The organism is Rothia sp. HMSC069C04, assembly GCF_001812895.1.
Taxonomy (GTDB): domain Bacteria; phylum Actinomycetota; class Actinomycetes; order Actinomycetales; family Micrococcaceae; genus Rothia.
Genome location: NZ_KV810714.1, coordinates 1 through 15896 on the forward strand (window position 1 = coordinate 1; position 15896 = coordinate 15896).

The following is a 15896-nucleotide window of genomic DNA, read 5'->3' on the forward strand; positions in this document are numbered from 1 at the left end:
TATTTTCGATGTCCAAGAAACGGGAGGCAGTTCATCCAGCGCTGGCGGGGCCTTCATTATGACCGGGCACAACTCATGGCAAGTAGCTTTACCCTATGCTGGAAGGTGAACGTTCCTATCAGAGAGGACAGGAGAACCTAGTGCCCCGCAATAACGCATCATCCGCTCCAGATAACCAAGTAACCCCGAAAGCTCAGGAGAATCCTTGGTATATCCGGCACTTTATTAAGCTCCTCATTGGCTTTGGTCTGGGCGGCGGCGCGATTGCGATTCTGCTGCCTTGGATGCTGTGGTTGCGCTGCGGCATGAGCTCTGGCAGTTCGGATCAGCTGCGTCTGCATCTTCTGTACGTCACTGGCGGTATTATTGCGGTTCTGACTCTTCTGCAAACAAACTGGAAGAACCAGGGTGACCGCCTCAAAATTGATGCCGACATCAAGAAGAATGAGCAGGATGCGGAGAAGAACGAGCGCGACCATATCCGCCAGGTTCATGCAGAGCGCCGTAGCCGCTATACCAAGGCTGTCGAGCAGCTAGCTAACGAGAAAGCGGCTGTCCGTCTGGGCAGTATCTATACCCTCGTGGGTTTGGTCGATGAGTGGCTTGCTGATGAGAGTCTTCAGGATGAAAGCGACCGGCTCAAGGAAGGGCAAGTTATTGTCAATAGCCTCTGTTCCTATATTCGTTCACCCTTCACCCTGGCACTAAAAGCAGAGATGTTTGAGAGCGATTCAGAGCCTGATAACTATGAAGGAGACTTCTCCAAAGACCAGGCAGCATTTCGCGAAGAGCAGGATGTGCGCCGCACTGTCTTTGTTGAGATGAGCAAGCGCAGCAGTGCCTTTACTAGGGATGGGATTGGCACGGTAATCGACACTTTCCCAGGAAAGTGGAGTGATTTTGAGTTTGATTTCAGCCGGGCGCCCATTTTCTATCCCTTAAAAAATCTCACCATTGAACAAGGTAATTTTGCCTCCACCCGCTTCTACGGAAAGGCAGATTTCTGGGGTGCAAAGTTCATCAGAAACGCAGACTTCAGGAACGCGAAGTTCACCAAAGACGCAGACTTCTGGGGTGCGGAGTTCACCGGAAACGCTGACTTCCAGTACGCGGAGTTCCTCGAAGACGCTGGCTTCAGGAAGGCGAAGTTCACCTGCAACATAAGTTTCGGCGGCGCGGAGCTCACCGGTAACACATACTTCGGCGGCGCGGAGTTCACCGGCAATATAAGCTTCAGGGGTGCGGAGTTCACCGGCAACGCACACTTCGGAGACGTATACCTCGGGAACGTGAAGTTCGTCGGAGACGCAGACTTCGGGAAGGCGAAGTTCGCCAGAAATGCAGCCTTCCAGTACGCGAAGTTCACCAGAAATGCAGACTTCTGGGAAGCGGAGTTCACCGGAGACACAGACTTCTGGGAAGCGGAGTTCACCGGAAACGCGAATTTCCTGGGGGCGAAGTTCACCGGAAACGCGCATTTCCTGGGTGCAAAGTTCACCGGAAACGCAGACTACGGGAACACGAAGTTCACCGGAAACGCAGGATTCGGGAACGCGAAGTTCACCGGAAACGCGAATTTCCTGGGGGCGAAATTCACCGGAAACGCAGACTACGGGAACACGAAGTTCACCGGAAACACATACTTCATGGGTGCAAAGTTCACCGGAAACGCAGACTTCGAGAACGCAAAGTTCACCGGATACGTAGACTTCAATGGCTCATATTTCGGACAGTATGCACCCACATTTGCAGGCATCTCCGGCACTGCCAGGTTCTCTGCACAGGTAGATCCGCAGGACTACATTTTCACAGTCCATGAAGGTAGCAAAGCTATCAAATGTGGAACGGCTACACTTCTCGGCAAGTCATTCATAATCCCCCTTGGAACGGTACTCTTCAACCCCAATCCGAGAGATAAGAACAGCAGAACCAGCGAGCCAGCAAAACCATTAGATGAATCCAACAACGGCGAAGATGACAACCCCGAATAGGAATCATCTCCAGAAGGCTCTGCCAGCCTTATGTTGGCGGGGTCTTCGGTTTTGACCAGACACAACCCATGGCAAGCAGATTTACTTTATGCTGAAAACTGAGTAGCCCTATCAGCGAAGGCTGGAGATAGAAACATGAATAAATCGAACGAGGCTCCCGGTGGGCCTTCCCTGCGTCACAGCTGGTGGAGCAGAAACTGGTTTTACACAGCTCTTATCTCGATAGCTGTTATCGGGTCTTTCTGCGCTTTCTGCCTTCCCCTGCTCATCTCAGAACCATTCAGCGCTGGCGATAGCGTAGCGGCGCTCCGCCATGCCATCCTGGCAGCTACCGGCGGCGTCCTAGCGATGCTTACCCTCTGGGAAAACCGACGCAAAAATTTGCAAGAAAAAGACAAAAACGACATTGACCACACCCGACAAGTTAAAGCTGAACGTCGTAGCCGCTACGCCAAAGCAATTGAACAGCTAGCTGATGATAAATCTACTGTCCGACTTGGAGGCATCTATACTCTAGCAAAGCTCGCAGATGAGTGGTTGTCCGATGATAAAACTGTCCCTAGCGAAGATAGCAGAACAGAAGAAGCACAGATTATCATCAACACCCTATGCTCATACATTCGTTTACCCTTCCCTCTTGCAGGAAAACAAGATCTATTGGAGAAACTGACAGATACAAACAAATACAAAGGCGACTTAATAGCAGATCAATTCAAGCTTCGTGAGGAGAAGGAAGTCCGCCGAACCATATTCTCAGAGATGAGCAAGCGCCTCAGTAAAATCGATGAAAATCTCAAAGTAACTCCCGGATTTTGGAGTCACCTAAAGTATGATTTCAATAAATCACAGATTTTCTATTCCTTAGATAATTTATCCTTTGACGCACCTGACTTCAGGGATTCAGTATTTTATGAAGGGTCAAGTTTTACTTCTTCTACGTTTTCAGGGATTGCAAAATTCAACAAAACATACTTTGGAGAAAATATAAATTTTTCAGAAACAAGATTTAGTCAGGAAGCAGAATTTTCTGACTCACGTTTCCATGAAAAAGCAGAATTCTATAAAGCACGCTTCAAAAGAGCGTCTTTTTGGGACACGATATTTGAAAATGAAGCACTGTTTCAAGAAACAAAGTTCTATGAAAGCCCATCCTTCTTCAGGACAAAATTTTGCAATACAGCAGACTTTTTAAAAGCCTATTTTGAGAGCGGAGCCTACTTCGAGCTATCTGAATTTGGATTTATTCTGAGCAACAAAGAAAATGAACGTAAGTTAAAGATTATAAATAACGAAAAGTCCCTAAAGTTCAAATTTGATGATTCATATTTTATGGGAGACTCAACATTTTCAGGTGTCAATTTCCGTGGTAGCACATACTTCAACGGAACAACATTCGCAGACAATATTTCTTTCGAAAAATCACATTTCTTCAATGAAGCTGAATTTGAAAATGCAAAATCTATACAAAAAAGTAACCCAGAAACCGAAGAAAAAACCGAAGGAAAGCTAATATTTTCAGAAGCTTCTTTCCGGCACCCTGCCATGCATGACTTCAGGGTATCTAAGGACAGTCAAACTCTAATTAACATGGGAGTTGTAGACTTCACTCTCTTTGATGGCACAATTATTCGTCGTTCTATTCCAGTGGATTCTTACCTTTTCGAACTCAGCCCACCGGATAAAGAGAACAAGAGAGACATCAATATGAGTGGCGCTTCAGAATCAATTGAAGATTCTGAATAAGATATGCCGAATGCCCCGCCGGCCCTTCGTCGGCGGGGCCTTTTCGCGCCCGGTTCTGGTAGCGACAGCCCCGGCGGCGAGCGCATCCGCCCGTCACCGCGCCGCACAAAGCACCACCCCGAGCCCCCACTGCGTCCGCCCACCCGCCACCCCACCGATACACTAGAACCATGTACCGAATCATGACTGTCTGCACCGGCAACATCTGCCGCTCCCCCGTCGGCGAATACCTCATCCGCCAGCACGCCCAAGAAGCCGGCGTGCCCGTCACCGTCACCTCCAGCGGCATCAGCAACGAAGAAGAAGGCAACCGCATCGACCCGCGCGCCGCCGCGCAGCTCACCACCCGCGGTATCGACCCGTCCGCGCACCGCGCCAGCGTCTTCACCGTCGAGGACTTCGACCGCAACGACCTCATCCTCGCCATGGACGCACCCCACTACCTGCGCCTCAAAGCCCTCGCCCGCAACGACGACGACAAAGCCAAGATCCGCATGATGCGTAGCTTCGACCCGAAGGTCACCACCACCCACCTGGACCAGCTCGGCATCTACGACCCCTGGTACGGTAGCGAACGCGACTTCGTGTACACCACCGACCTCATTGACGCCGCCGCACGCGGCCTCATCAACCACCTCAAGCAGGAAGGCGACGCGCAGTGAGCCAGCGTATTCCCCTGAACCAGAACCGCCGCGTCACCGGCACCACCGAAATCCTGGAACTCTGCAAAGACATGCTGCGCCTGGAGCACGGCATCGGCAACGACTTCGACATGGACACCGCCGAATTCACCGAATTCCGTGCCCAGTTCCTCGCCGACTTCGCGCAGATTCCGCTGATCATCGGCATTGACGGTCGCAGCGGCACCGGCAAAACCAGCCTCGCCGCGCAGCTTGAGCAGGAGCTCACCGCCGCCGGCCACAGCGTGCACGTGCTGCACCTGGACGACTTCTACCCCGGCTGGGACGGCCTCTTCGACGGCGTGGAGGCGTGGGACGCGCTATCCGTGCAGCTGACCGAAGGTATTGCCGGGACCTACACCCCGTGGGATTGGGAGGCGGGCGCCCCCGGTGAGGTGCGCACCGTCGACCCGGCGGCTACGCAGGTCATTATCTGTGAGGGTGTCGGCGCGATTGCGGGCGCTTGCGAGGTGCGTATTCTCGCCACCGCCCCGGACGAGGTGCGCCGCGAACGCGCCATGACTCGTGACGGTGACACGTTCCGCCCGCACTGGGAACGCTGGGCGGAGCAGGAGGAGGCGCTGCTCGCCGAAATCCCGGAGGACTACGCGACCGTAGACTTCATCTACGACAGCGCGGCGCAGTAACAGCCGCCTACAAGGCAGTAGGGCCCAATGCTTCGTGCATCTCGAAGCATTGGGCCCTACGGCTATTCAGAGGCAGTTTTATTCAGGCGCTGTTTTATTCGGGCATGGGAGCCGGGCTAGCGGATTCCATGCGGTCTTTATCCCAGTAGGTTGAGGTATTGCTCGGCGCGTGCGTGGAGGCTGTACCGTCTTTTTCGTTACCCGGGTTGTTGTTAGAAAGCACAGCAAGGATTACGAGCAAGACACAAACTATAAGCAGCAGGATGCATAGCAAATATTTGTAATAGTGATTGCGCATCTGAGGTTGCCCCTCCGGTCGTATCGCGTGGTATGACCAACGTAAGTTATGCGGTTGGGCCTAGCAATGCTTCTCAAGAATATTTCTCAAATATTTCTTCAGCGCCGGGGCTGAGCGGCAGGCTAAAACAAACCGCGAAAGGGGCGGTGTTATCTCTCCAACGGAGCGTGGATAACACCGCCCTTTTGCTCCAGTATGCGTAAGGGTATAGCCACGTTTTCCGGAAGCGCCCTCAGGGTGTCGTACAGACGCTCTCCGCAGCGAAGCAAGGAGAGGCGGAGCGTCTGTGCGACGGGTGCCCCTGCGTAGGCGCGGAGGAAATATGTGGCGTACCCTCCCCTAACCCCTGTAGGAGCGTGGATAACACCGTCCCTTCTGCGTACCCTCTGCAATCCTGTCTCTCCCAGCTCAAAAAATATCAAACATTTAACTTACGAAGCCACGCCCAATTCTGCTACCGTGAAAAAGTTGTGCTTCCAGCCTGCGCAAGCTCATCCCCGGATCCGGTACCGCCGCATCCACGTCTTGTAGAGCCGCAGGCGCCGTTGCACGCGCATCACACAGAAAGAAAAACTAAGACACATGTCTTCGAAGTCGGCTAAGACCTCATTCGGGCTCTCGCCCCTTTTCATTGTTGTTTTGGCGCTGCTGACCGCTATCGCGCCGCTTGCTACGGACATGTACCTGGCGGCGCTGCCTGCAGTCGCTGAGAATCTGAACACCACCAGCACGAACGCATCGCTGACGTTGAGCGGGTTCATGGTGGGTATGGCGCTCGGTCAGCTGGTCGTGGGTCCCCTGTCGGATAAGACGGGTCGCCGCAAGCCGCTGCTGATTGGTGCGGTGGTTTGTTTTATTGCGACGGTGGCGTGTGGTTTCGCGCCGAATATTGAGCTGCTGATTTTTGCGCGTTTCATGATGGGCTTCACCGGTTCGATTGGTGCGGTGTTGGCGCGTTCTATCGTGGCTGATACGACTGAGGGTCTGGCGACCGCTAAGCTCATGGGCGTCATGATGATGATTAACGGCTTCGCGCCGGTGCTTGCGCCGCTGTTTGGTGGCTGGGTGCTGTCGTGGGGTAGCTGGCGCGATATTTTCCATGTGCTCGGCGTGGTGACCGCGATGATGATGCTCGGCGTGATCTTCGTGATTAAGGAGACCCTGCCGGTGGAGGAACGCTACCAGGGCACCGCCCTGAGCGTGTACTCGGAGCTGCCGAAGGTCTTCAAGATTCGCCGCTACATGGGTTTCATGCTGACGATGTGCTTCGCGTTTGGTGCGCTGTTCTCGTATATTTCCGGTTCGACGTTTGTGTTGCAGAAGATTCTGGGTCTATCCGAAACCCAGTTCACGATCGTGTTCGGTGTGAACTCGATTGGCATTGTGCTGTTCAGCGCGATTGCGACGAAGCTGGTTGGTCGTGTGGCGCAGCGCCGCATTGTGAATGTCGGCGTGATTAGCATGCTGGTGGTGTCTTCGCTGCTGTTGGTTAGCTTCCTTGTCGGTATTTCGCTGGTGCCGACGCTGGTTCTGCTGTTCCTGCTAACCAGCTCGTGCGGCCTGATTTTTGGTAATGCTTCGGCGTTGGCGTTGAACGAGGCGCGCCACATGGCGGGTAGTGCTTCGGCGGTGATGGGTACGGTTCAGGCGATGCTGGGTGCGTTGGCGGCGCCGTTGGTGTCGTTTGCGGGTGAGCATGAGTACCTGCCGATGGGCTTCTCCATTTTTGGTTTCGCGGTCCTGACGGCGCTGGTGCTGTGGACTACGCCGCGTAAGGATTCGGACTACTCGGCTGACGGTTTGAGCCACGGCGCTGGTGAAGGTCAGGGCGCGCCGGCGGGCCACTAGCCTGTTGTTTTTGTGTAGCTAAAGCCCCGGATGGGCGACCTGCTAAGGGTTGCGCGTCCGGGGCTTTGCTGTGTTTGTACATGAGCGTAGGGGCTGCCGCGTTTTCCGCCAAGCGCCCTCAGGGTGTCAGCCCGGACGCTCTCCGTAGCGAAGCGAGGAGGGGCGGAGCGTCCGGGTGACGGGTGCCCCTGCGTAGGCGCGGAGGAAATATGCGGCAGTCCCTTTTGTATGCGTTTAGCTCTGCTTGGGAGACAGTATTCGCCCTCGTTCCTACAGGGGCACCCGCCCTCGTTCCTACAGGGGCACCCGCCCTCGCTTCGCTTCGGGCACCCTGATGTCACTACGGGCGATACCGTCTTCCCTCGCCGGTTAGCGACGCGAACGTACAATAAGACTATGTCTAGTACCGTAATTCTTCTGAACGAGCAGAACCCGCAGGGCATCTTCGTTGACCCGTCCGTGCCCCTCATCAGCGTTGATGATCAGGGCTTCACCCGCGGCGACGGCGTCTTTGAGACCATGCTGTCCGTCAACCGTCGCGTGCGTAAGCTCGGCATGCACCTATCCCGCCTCGAGTCGTCGGCGCGCATGCTGGATTTGCCCGACCCGGAACCCGAGATCCTGCGTTCGGCGGTGGAACGCCTCATGCGCGAGGCGACCGCCGGTGCCGAAACGGCGCTGGGTGAAGAGCACATCGTGAAGATTATTATTTCGCGCGGCCCCACCCAGGCGGTCACTTCCATGCAGCCGGGCCCGTACACGCTGCTGATTGCCTCGCCGGTGCCCGCATCCATCGTGAAGCGCCGCACCGAGGGCGTGAAGGCGATGCTGCTGCCGCGCGGTCACGAGCCGATGGACAACAGCGCCTACCCGTGGCTTCTGGCGGGCGCGAAGACCCTCTCCTATGCCGTGAACATGGCGGTTCTGCGGTACGTGCAGGAGCGCGGCGCGGATGACGCAATCTTCATCACCGACGAGCGTCGCGTGCTCGAGGGCGCCACCTCCTCGGTGCTGGTCGCCAAGATTGAGGACGGCAAGAAGGTGCTGTACACGCCCGAGCCGAGCCACGGCATCCTTCCCGGCACCACGCAGGGCGCGGTGTTCGAGGCGGCACGCCAGGCCGGTTGGGAGCTGGGCTTCGGCCCGCTCTACCCGCAGGATTTGTTTGAGTCGGACGGCGTGTGGTTGGCGTCGTCGGTGCGTCTGATTGCGCCGGTGACCCACCTGAACGGCACGGCGCTGGCGCATGACCCGGAGCTGACCGCCACGCTGTTGAGCTACCTAGCGCAGCAGAGCTAACCGCGTACACAAAGGGACGGCGTCATCCGTAGCGAGGATGGTGCCGTCCCTTTGTGCTGTCTATGGTCAAGGGCAGGAGGCGCCGTACCTTCCTGTTCGGTAGTAGCGGGTGTAGCCGCATTTTCCGCCAAGCGCCCTCAGGGTGTCAGCCCGGACGCTCTCCGTAGCGAAGCAAGGAGGGGCGGAGCGTCCGGGTGACGGGTGCCCCTGCGTAGGCGCGGAGGAAATATGCGGCACCCGCGACGTATCCCAGCGCGGGAGGACGGTATCGCCCGTAGTGACATCAGGGTGTCCGAAGCGAAGCGAGGACGGGTTCCCTGTAGGAGCGAAGGAAGAGTACAAGCGCCTCCGTACCCATATCCCAAACAGAGCTAGGCGCGGAGGAAATATGCGGCACCCGCGACGTATCCCAGCGCGGGAGGACGGTATCGCCCGTAGTGACATCAGGGTGTCCGAAGCGAAGCGAGGACGGGTTCCCTGTAGGAACGAGGGCGAATACCGTCTCCCGAGCGGAGCCACGAAAGCGGAACCAGAAGCGGAACGGTCTAGCCCCAGAGGAACTGAATCGTACCCGCCGCAATAGATGCACCGTAAGCAACCGCAATGATGACGGCGGCGGCAATACTCACGTGCACGTCACGGCGCGAATAGGACGGCACACGAGCCCAGGTGCGTTCGCCCGCGCCGAAGCCGCGCGCCTCCATGGTGATGGCCAGGCGGGAGCCACGGCGGATGGCCTGCACGAGCAGGGCGAAGCTTTGTCCGCCGAAGGTTTGGGCTCGTCCGGCGAGGGATTGGCCTGCGCCGAGTCCGCGGGCGCGTCGTGCCTGGCCGAGGGCGTTCCACTCGGCGAAGAGGATGCCGACCAGGCGTAGCGCGGCGATGGTGGCGAGCACGAATCGTGCCGGCAGTTTGAAGGTCTGTGCGAGGGAGTCGCCGAGGTCGGTCGGGTCGGTGGTGAGCACGAACGCGAGGGTGGGCAGGACCATGGCGAGGGAACGGATCATCATGGCTGCGCCGACGGCTGCGGAGTCGGTGGTGATGGTGTTGAAGCCGAGGTTGAGGATCACGTCGCCGGTTTTGGCGCTGAGCATGGCGACGGACCAGCCGGTGGTGATTACGGCGATGAGGATGGGCCAGAATCGGGTGAGGACGTTGACGGGCCGGAACCCGACGAGGATGAACCCGAGTAGTTCGAGGGCGAAGAGGATTCCGGAGGTCAGCGGGTCGCGCACGATGAGCGCGGCGATGATGAGGGCGAAGGAGACGATGAGCTTGACGCCGGCGTTGAGGCTGCTGAAGTAGCTGGTTCGGTCGATGGTGCCGAAGAAGTCGGTGTTCATGCGTTCTCCTTTCCGGAGGCTGCCTGGGGTCCGGAGGCTTCGAGCGCTTCGAGGGTGATGGATTTGCCGCCGAGCGCCGCAGTGTAGTCTTCGTCGTGGGTGATGGAGATGACGGCGGTACCGTCGGCGAGGAGTTCGCGGATGAGGTCGACGAGTTCGGCCCAGGTGCGGGCGTCCTGCCCGAAGGTGGGCTCATCGAGAATGAGTATTCTCGGTGCGGTGGCGAGCGCGGAGGCGACCGAGAGTCGTCGTTTTTCGCCGCCGGAGAGGGTAAAGGGGTTGGCGTCGAGCAGGTGGTTGAGGCGCAGGCGGGCCGCCAGGTCGTCGGTGCGAGCGGCGAGCTCGTCTTCGTCGAGGGGAACGCGGTTGAGCGCGGCGAGTCGGCGGGGGCCCAGCTCGAGCTCTTCGCGTACGGTTCCGCGGATGAACTGGTATTCGGGTTCTTGGAAGACGTAGCCGATGCGGCTGAGCATTTGGGCGGGGGTCCAGGTGGGCACGTCCCAGTGGGCGCGCTGGCCGTTCTGACCGTTCTGACCGGCGCCGTGGTCGCGGAGCGTGTCGGTGGCGGCGAGGGTGCCGTCGGGCGCGGGGAGTAGCCCGGCGAGGGTGAGCGCGAGGGTTGATTTGCCGGCGCCGTTGGGGCCGAGCACGCTGAGGTGTTCGCCGGCGCGCAGGGTGAGGTTGATGCCGGCGCGCAGCACGGGCAGGTCGACGGGTACGGGTGCGGGGGTGTCGCCGAGGCGTTTGATGGTGCGTCGGCGGGCGCGTCGCTGCTTGGGGGGGGGTTGCGCGCGGGTAATGCTGAGGTTTTCGGCGCGGAGAAGCACCTCACCGGTTGCAGTATCGCCGCCCGCCGTCTCGCCGATAGCGTTCTGCGGTGCACGCGGCACGTAGTCGGGCACCCACACACCGGCGTCGATAAGGTCCTGACGGGCTTCGGCGAGCACGGTTCCGGGCGCGCCGTCGTGGGTGATGGTTCCGCCCGCGCCGAGCACGATAATGCGGTCCATGTACGGCGCCCAGATGCTCACGCGGTGTTCCACGACGAGCAGGGTCGCACCGGTCGCCTCCGCGGCAGCGAGGATGCTGTCGCGCACCTCCCGCACGCCGGCGGGGTCGAGGTTGGCGGTGGGTTCGTCGAGAATCATGGCGCCGGGGTGCATCGAGAGGATGCCTGCCAGGCCGAGGCGCTGCTTCTGTCCGCCGGACAGGGCGCTGCTGGGGTGGTCGAGGGGCAGGTGGCTGAGCCCGACCGCGGTGAGCGCCTCGGTGACGCGTCCCCAGATTTCCTCGCGGGGTACGCGCAGGTTTTCGGGGCCGAAGGCGGTGTCGTTCCCGATGGTGGCCATGACGATGGAGGATTCGGGGTCCTGCTGCATCATGCCCGCGGTGCCGCGCGCTTCTACGGGGTCTTGGCCGTTGAGGGTGATGGTCCCGCCTGCGGAGAGGCCGTCGTCATCGTGGAGCACACCGGCGATGGCGTGCAGGAGCGTCGATTTGCCGGCGCCGGAGGTGCCCAGTAGCAGGACTTTTTCACCGGGGTTGATGGTGAGGTTGAGTCCGTTGATGACCGGTTCTGGGCGGCCGGGGTGGTGCCAGCTGAAGTTGTTGAGCTCGATGCGCGCCCCGCGCGGTGTTGCTTCCATAATGCTTTCTTAGCCTAGTGTGCGGCTGCTGTAGTGTGCCGAGTGGTGACTCGTGGTGAGTGATTAGCTGGTGGCTAGTGGCTGACGATTAGCGGCGGGTGTTGCCGGAAGCCAGCGAGGAGAGCACGCCGGTCTTGGCGAGGTTCTGCACGAGAATCCAGGCCAGGAAGCCCGCGATGACTGCGCCGGAGACGACCGAGCAGACCACGTAGGTGACGGCCTTGACGGGCTCCATGTCGGGGTAGTAAATCAGGATTTCGCTGCCACCCATGAACAGGCCGCTGAGAGCACCGGCCAGAACGGCGATGGCGGCGTTCCAGCGACGGTAGCCGAAGGCGGCGAAGACGATTTCAGCGCCGATGCCCTGGATAATACCGGAGATCAGAATCTCGCCGCTCCACGCACCGCCGGTGAACAGCACCGAGATGAGCGCCGCAACGAGCTCGCAGAAGAGGGCAGCGCCGGGCTTGCGGATGAGCAGGCCGCCGAGGGTACCACCGAGCAGCCAGGCCCCGGCGATGAGCGGGCGCAGTTCGGGGGCCGCGACGAGCGCGGTCTTGGCGGCGGGGCTCACGGCGATATCCCAGATCCAGAAGATGATAGCGCAGGCCACGGCGATGACTGCGGCGATAACGATTTCGTTGACTCGCCAGCTCAGGCTGCTGCGGGGGGCCGGACGCTTGGGCGCGGTGGTGTGTGACATGCGGTTTTTCCTTCCGTCGTTGGAAGGGGAATGTCCTCGCCCTCTGCATGGGCGAGGGCACCGAGAAGATTCGACTCCCTACACCGGTACTAACCGGATCAGGTTCGAGGGTCTGCTGTGCACTCTCAGCGCCGCGGTGGCGCTCCCCTGTCGTTTGGGGTTCCTTGTCCGTACCGTTGTGGTGCGGGTGGGAACCCAGGTTCGATTGTAGACTTGTCTGGATGTTCGTGCCAATTTGCCGCTTTTTGTTTCGTTCTTCTGCCCACATTACAGAATTGCACGGTGTACAATTTTGGGACGGAGAGGCTCCAAGGCGGCACGAACGCCTTAAACCCTATACGCTAGGGAGTGGCGCTCTTTTCTCACCCAACCCCGAGGGGGTTCGGGGGTGAGGCGCCGCATCATTAACACCAAAGGAGATACATATGAATCCCGTCGCAAAGCTTGCTCTCGCGGGCCTGAACATGGGCGCTGCTGCCCTGGTTGGTAAGGGCCTGGGCGCAGCCTGGACCAAGGCTACCGGTAACCAGCCTCCCGCCATTTCCCACGACTCTGAAGATACTCTGCGTCAGGTCATCCTCTGGACCGTCCTGACCTCCGTCGTGGGCGCCGTTGTCAGCTTCGGTATCGCCCGCGCGCAGCGCCGTTTCTTCAAGTAAAGACCATCCCTGAATGCTTCGTTCAGTGATGCGGGGCGGTGCGTACCCTCGCGGTGCGTACCGCCCGCGCTTTTCTAACGCGTACCAGCTTCCCGCAGTACCGGCCGATGCGACACCGCTCGGCCATTTGAAAGCCCCCTCATGATGATTCGTTCCTCCCGCCAGCAGAAGCCTGCCCGTCCCGCCGTGGACCACGCTACGAGTCGCCGTTCGGTGACCGCGTGGGTCCTGTGGGATGTCGGTTCGTCGAGTTTCGACTCGATTATGATGACCTTCATCTTCACGGTCTACCTGACCAGCGGTTACTTCGGCACGCCCGAGCAGACCTCTTCGGCACTGTCGCTGGGTCTGACGGTTGCGGGTTTCCTCATCGCGTTTCTCGCCCCGGTCACGGGCCAGCGTAACGACAAGTCCGGCCGCGGCATCTTCTGGCTGGGTGTGAACACGGTCCTGCTCGTGGCGTTTATGGCGGCGTGCTTCTTCGTCGCCCCCGACCCGGGCTACCTGTGGTTGGGTGTGTTCCTGGTGTCTGCCGCGAGCGTGTTCAGCGAGTTCGCGTACGTGAACTACAACGCGGTGCTGCCGCGCGTTTCGAACCCGAATAATATCGGTAAGATTTCGGGCACCGGCTGGGCCGCCGGTTACATTGGCGGCATCCTCGCCCTGGCCGTGGTGCTGTGGGGCTTCGTGCTGTCCCCCTCGTCCCTGGGCTTGAGCGAGGAGGGGGCCCTCAACATCCGCGCGGTGACCCTGTTCGCCGCGGCCTGGTGCCTCATCTTCTGCGTGCCGCTGCTGATTCGGATGCGCACCCGCGAGCGCTTCCTGCCGGAGGTGTTGCCCACCCGCGAGCTGCGTTTCCTGGAGCTGGGCATGGAGCGTCTCTCCCCCGCCCGCCAGGGTAGCCTGCTCGCCTCCTACAAGGCGCTGTGGCGCACCATTAAGCGGCTGAAGATGACGTCCCCGCAGACCCTGTGGTTCCTGATTGCTTCGGCGGTGTTCCGTGATGGTCTGTCCGGTATTTTTACGTTCGGCGGTATTCTTGCGGCGGGCACGTTCGGTTTCAGCACTTCCGAGGTGATTCTGTTCGGTATTGCCGGTAGCGCTGTCGCGGCGGCTGGCGCGATCCTGGGCGGCTACCTGGATGACTACCTGGGCCCGAAGGCAATTATTGTTATCTCGCTGGTCGGCATTATCTTGGCGGCTACCCCGCTGATGTTCTTCCCCGAACCGGGCGTGTTCTGGGTATGCGCCCTGCTGCTGTGCCTGTTTGTGGGTCCGGCGCAGTCGGCCTCCCGCACGTTCCTGGCTCGCCTGGCCGAGCCCGGCACCGAGGGTGAGCTGTTCGGACTGTACTCGACGACCGGCCGCGCCACGAGCTTCCTGGCGCCGATGCTTTTCGGCCTGTTCGTGAGTATTCTGGGCGCCCAGATTTGGGGTGTTGTCGGCATCCTCGTGGTTGTGGTTGCGGGTCTGCTGATGCTGCTTCCGGTAGAGGCTCCCGGGCCCCCGCGGGTGCGGGCCAACCGCCGCGAGAAGGTGAAGTCTTAGCCGCGGGCGGGACCTACCCGGGGATCCCCGCGGTCCCTCAGCGGGTATAGCGAAGGGGCGGGCAGAGTTTATCTGCCCGCCCCTTCGCTATGCGCCATCGGCGCTAGGGTACGCTCATCGAGCTACTCGGTCACCACGTCGTCGTCTGCCTCGTCAGCCGTTTCGGTGGAGCCTTCCGAGGTCACCTCGCGGTTTTCCTCCGCCTCGTCCAGGACCTCTTCGCTACCGGTTATCTGAGCCCAGGTCGCGTCGTCAATCAGCGGATCGTCAATCACGCGGACCCACAGCATCGAACCAGCCGCCAGAGCGCTCAAATTCTCGTCGTACGCCTCCGCAGGCAGACCCTCAAAGATCTCAGCCAGACGCGCAAACAGGTCATCGTACGAAATGTCGCCCTCAGCCTGCAGCCAGCACTCAGCCGCAAATTCAGACAGCTCGTTCAACGCGGTGTCCTGCAGCAGCAGGAACGGGCCGTCCTCGCCCACACGCACACCCGAAGTGCCCGGCATACGAGACACCGCAATCGTACCGTTCAAGAACACACCCGGCAGGTGATCCTCAACCGTGTACTTCTCCAGGCTCTCAACCTCATCAGCGCCCGGCAGCTCACCACCATTCAGCAGATCCTGAACCAGCGGCAGGGTGTCCTCAACCTCCGAGTACACCAGGCGCCACACGCCGCCGCAACGCTCTACCAGCTTGGCCAGCGACACGACGCCCTCGGGGTGCTTCGCCAGGCCCGAGCTCTGCTCGCTCAGGAACACCAGCGCCTCGTGCAGCGGCACGCGTTCCAGGCGCGGCTCCTTGGCCTGCTCGTCACGCGAAATCAGCACGATACGGGTCAGCTTGTAGCCGCGGTCCTCGGGGTCGACCACGTTCAGACCGGCCTCAACCGGGTTCTGCTGTTCCTTCGGTGCATTCGGGTCGACAATCACCGACAACGGCTTCGGGTAGGGGGTCACGAAACCCTCATCCGAGATGACGGCGGTCTCGTCCGTCAGGTACGCCAGCTTCGAGCCCAAGAAACGCGAGGCCGTGGTCTTGCCGCTACCCGAAACACCCACCAGGGCCAGGGCGCGCTTCGACTCGGGGTCACCGATAACCGCCGAATGAAGCATCACGCCGCTACCCACCAGCTGCTCAATCATCGCAACGGTGATGCGGCTCGTCAGGTCCTGCAGGCCCTGCTCCACGCTATCCACGCGCAGCGTGCCAACCTTCATGAACGGGCCCATCAGGGGCTGGGCTATGTCCAGAATCGGGGTGTCAGATACGGGGTGCACCAGCAGCACCTGGTCGTGGTTCGAAACCGCCTCATACGCCTCGTCCGGGGTCTCAAAAAATTCGGGGTTCAGCGGCTCCCAGGCACGCTTAAAACCCTCGATAAAAGCCTCAGACTGGTCAATCAGGTAGACGGAAACCTCCGCGCCCGCCAGGCGCAGAACAACAGGAAGCAGATTCATAACAATCCTTCAAATGAGTGAGAGAATA

Annotated in this window: 12 protein-coding genes and 1 riboswitch; of the genes, 8 read left to right on the top strand and 4 right to left on the bottom strand. The window is 59.6% G+C overall.

The window, feature by feature from the left end:
* Positions 1 to 140 precede the first annotated feature (140 nt).
* The 6 genes from HMPREF2879_RS09145 to HMPREF2879_RS00945 all read left to right on the top strand — a co-directional run bounded on the left by HMPREF2879_RS09145 (position 141) and on the right by HMPREF2879_RS00945 (position 8506).
* The gene (locus HMPREF2879_RS09145; RefSeq protein ID WP_246822880.1) at positions 141 to 1991 is read left to right on the top strand and encodes a pentapeptide repeat-containing protein; all 1851 of its coding nucleotides are present in this window, start codon (positions 141 to 143) and stop codon (positions 1989 to 1991) included.
* A gap of 135 nt (positions 1992 to 2126) precedes the next feature.
* On the top strand, positions 2127 to 3734 hold the full coding sequence (locus HMPREF2879_RS00925; RefSeq protein WP_049327870.1) for a pentapeptide repeat-containing protein: 1608 nt from the start codon (positions 2127 to 2129) through the stop codon (positions 3732 to 3734).
* Positions 3735 to 3916: 182 nt separating this feature from the next.
* Positions 3917 to 4396: a low molecular weight protein-tyrosine-phosphatase gene (locus tag HMPREF2879_RS00930; RefSeq protein ID WP_246822881.1), complete on the top strand. Its 480-nt coding sequence runs from the start codon at positions 3917 to 3919 to the stop codon at positions 4394 to 4396.
* Positions 4393 to 5061 (top strand): nucleoside/nucleotide kinase family protein, encoded by a 669-nt coding sequence (locus tag HMPREF2879_RS00935; RefSeq protein ID WP_070634602.1) that lies wholly within the window; start codon positions 4393 to 4395, stop codon positions 5059 to 5061. The genes HMPREF2879_RS00930 and HMPREF2879_RS00935 overlap by 4 nt, the downstream gene beginning before the upstream one ends.
* A gap of 880 nt (positions 5062 to 5941) precedes the next feature.
* The gene (locus HMPREF2879_RS00940; protein ID WP_070634603.1) at positions 5942 to 7207 is read left to right on the top strand and encodes a multidrug effflux MFS transporter; all 1266 of its coding nucleotides are present in this window, start codon (positions 5942 to 5944) and stop codon (positions 7205 to 7207) included.
* A gap of 396 nt (positions 7208 to 7603) precedes the next feature.
* Complete coding sequence (locus HMPREF2879_RS00945; RefSeq protein ID WP_049333107.1) at positions 7604 to 8506, top strand: aminotransferase class IV; 903 nt, start codon at positions 7604 to 7606, stop codon at positions 8504 to 8506.
* Between the two features lie 545 nt (positions 8507 to 9051).
* On the opposite strand, the gene HMPREF2879_RS00950 is transcribed toward HMPREF2879_RS00945, so the two are convergent.
* The 3 genes from HMPREF2879_RS00950 to HMPREF2879_RS00960 form a co-directional block, all read right to left on the bottom strand.
* Positions 9052 to 9849, bottom strand: coding sequence for an energy-coupling factor transporter transmembrane component T family protein (locus HMPREF2879_RS00950; RefSeq protein WP_070634604.1), 798 nt, complete (start codon positions 9847 to 9849; stop codon positions 9052 to 9054).
* A complete protein-coding gene (locus HMPREF2879_RS00955) occupies positions 9846 to 11495 on the bottom strand; it encodes an ABC transporter ATP-binding protein (protein WP_070634605.1) in 1650 nt (549 codons plus the stop codon). Before HMPREF2879_RS00955 ends, HMPREF2879_RS00950 begins: the two co-directional genes overlap by 4 nt.
* 88 nt (positions 11496 to 11583) lie before the next feature.
* On the bottom strand, positions 11584 to 12198 hold the full coding sequence (locus tag HMPREF2879_RS00960; protein ID WP_049342892.1) for an ECF transporter S component: 615 nt from the start codon (positions 12196 to 12198) through the stop codon (positions 11584 to 11586).
* 58 nt (positions 12199 to 12256) lie between these two features.
* Positions 12257 to 12357: riboswitch (TPP riboswitch) on the bottom strand.
* 266 nt (positions 12358 to 12623) lie between these two features.
* Between HMPREF2879_RS00960 and HMPREF2879_RS00965 the strand changes: the two genes are divergently transcribed.
* Together HMPREF2879_RS00965 and HMPREF2879_RS00970 are read left to right on the top strand one after the other, a co-directional pair.
* Positions 12624 to 12857 (top strand): DUF4235 domain-containing protein, encoded by a 234-nt coding sequence (locus HMPREF2879_RS00965; protein WP_049334047.1) that lies wholly within the window; start codon positions 12624 to 12626, stop codon positions 12855 to 12857.
* A 141-nt stretch (positions 12858 to 12998) separates the two neighbouring features.
* Positions 12999 to 14405: an MFS transporter gene (locus tag HMPREF2879_RS00970; protein WP_070634606.1), complete on the top strand. Its 1407-nt coding sequence runs from the start codon at positions 12999 to 13001 to the stop codon at positions 14403 to 14405.
* 122 nt (positions 14406 to 14527) lie between these two features.
* Here the strand turns inward: HMPREF2879_RS00970 and HMPREF2879_RS00975 are convergent, their stop codons facing one another.
* A complete protein-coding gene (locus HMPREF2879_RS00975; protein WP_070634607.1) occupies positions 14528 to 15868 on the bottom strand; it encodes a P-loop NTPase family protein in 1341 nt (446 codons plus the stop codon).
* Positions 15869 to 15896: the final 28 nt, after the last annotated feature.

Bases quoted from the DNA above. Each gene is read 5' to 3' on its own strand.
- HMPREF2879_RS00945 (WP_049333107.1), top strand. From the start codon at position 7,604: ATGTCTAGTACCGTAATTCTTCTGAACGAGCAGAACCCGCAGGGCATC.
- HMPREF2879_RS00965 (WP_049334047.1), top strand. From the start codon at position 12,624: ATGAATCCCGTCGCAAAGCTTGCTCTCGCGGGCCTGAACATGGGCGCT.
- HMPREF2879_RS00975 (WP_070634607.1), bottom strand. From the start codon at position 15,868: ATGAATCTGCTTCCTGTTGTTCTGCGCCTGGCGGGCGCGGAGGTTTCC.
- HMPREF2879_RS00955 (WP_070634605.1), bottom strand. From the start codon at position 11,495: ATGGAAGCAACACCGCGCGGGGCGCGCATCGAGCTCAACAACTTCAGC.
- HMPREF2879_RS00940 (WP_070634603.1), top strand. From the start codon at position 5,942: ATGTCTTCGAAGTCGGCTAAGACCTCATTCGGGCTCTCGCCCCTTTTC.
- HMPREF2879_RS00960 (WP_049342892.1), bottom strand. From the start codon at position 12,198: ATGTCACACACCACCGCGCCCAAGCGTCCGGCCCCCCGCAGCAGCCTG.
- HMPREF2879_RS00930 (WP_246822881.1), top strand. From the start codon at position 3,917: ATGACTGTCTGCACCGGCAACATCTGCCGCTCCCCCGTCGGCGAATAC.
- HMPREF2879_RS00950 (WP_070634604.1), bottom strand. From the start codon at position 9,849: ATGAACACCGACTTCTTCGGCACCATCGACCGAACCAGCTACTTCAGC.
- HMPREF2879_RS00925 (WP_049327870.1), top strand. From the start codon at position 2,127: ATGAATAAATCGAACGAGGCTCCCGGTGGGCCTTCCCTGCGTCACAGC.
- HMPREF2879_RS00970 (WP_070634606.1), top strand. From the start codon at position 12,999: ATGATGATTCGTTCCTCCCGCCAGCAGAAGCCTGCCCGTCCCGCCGTG.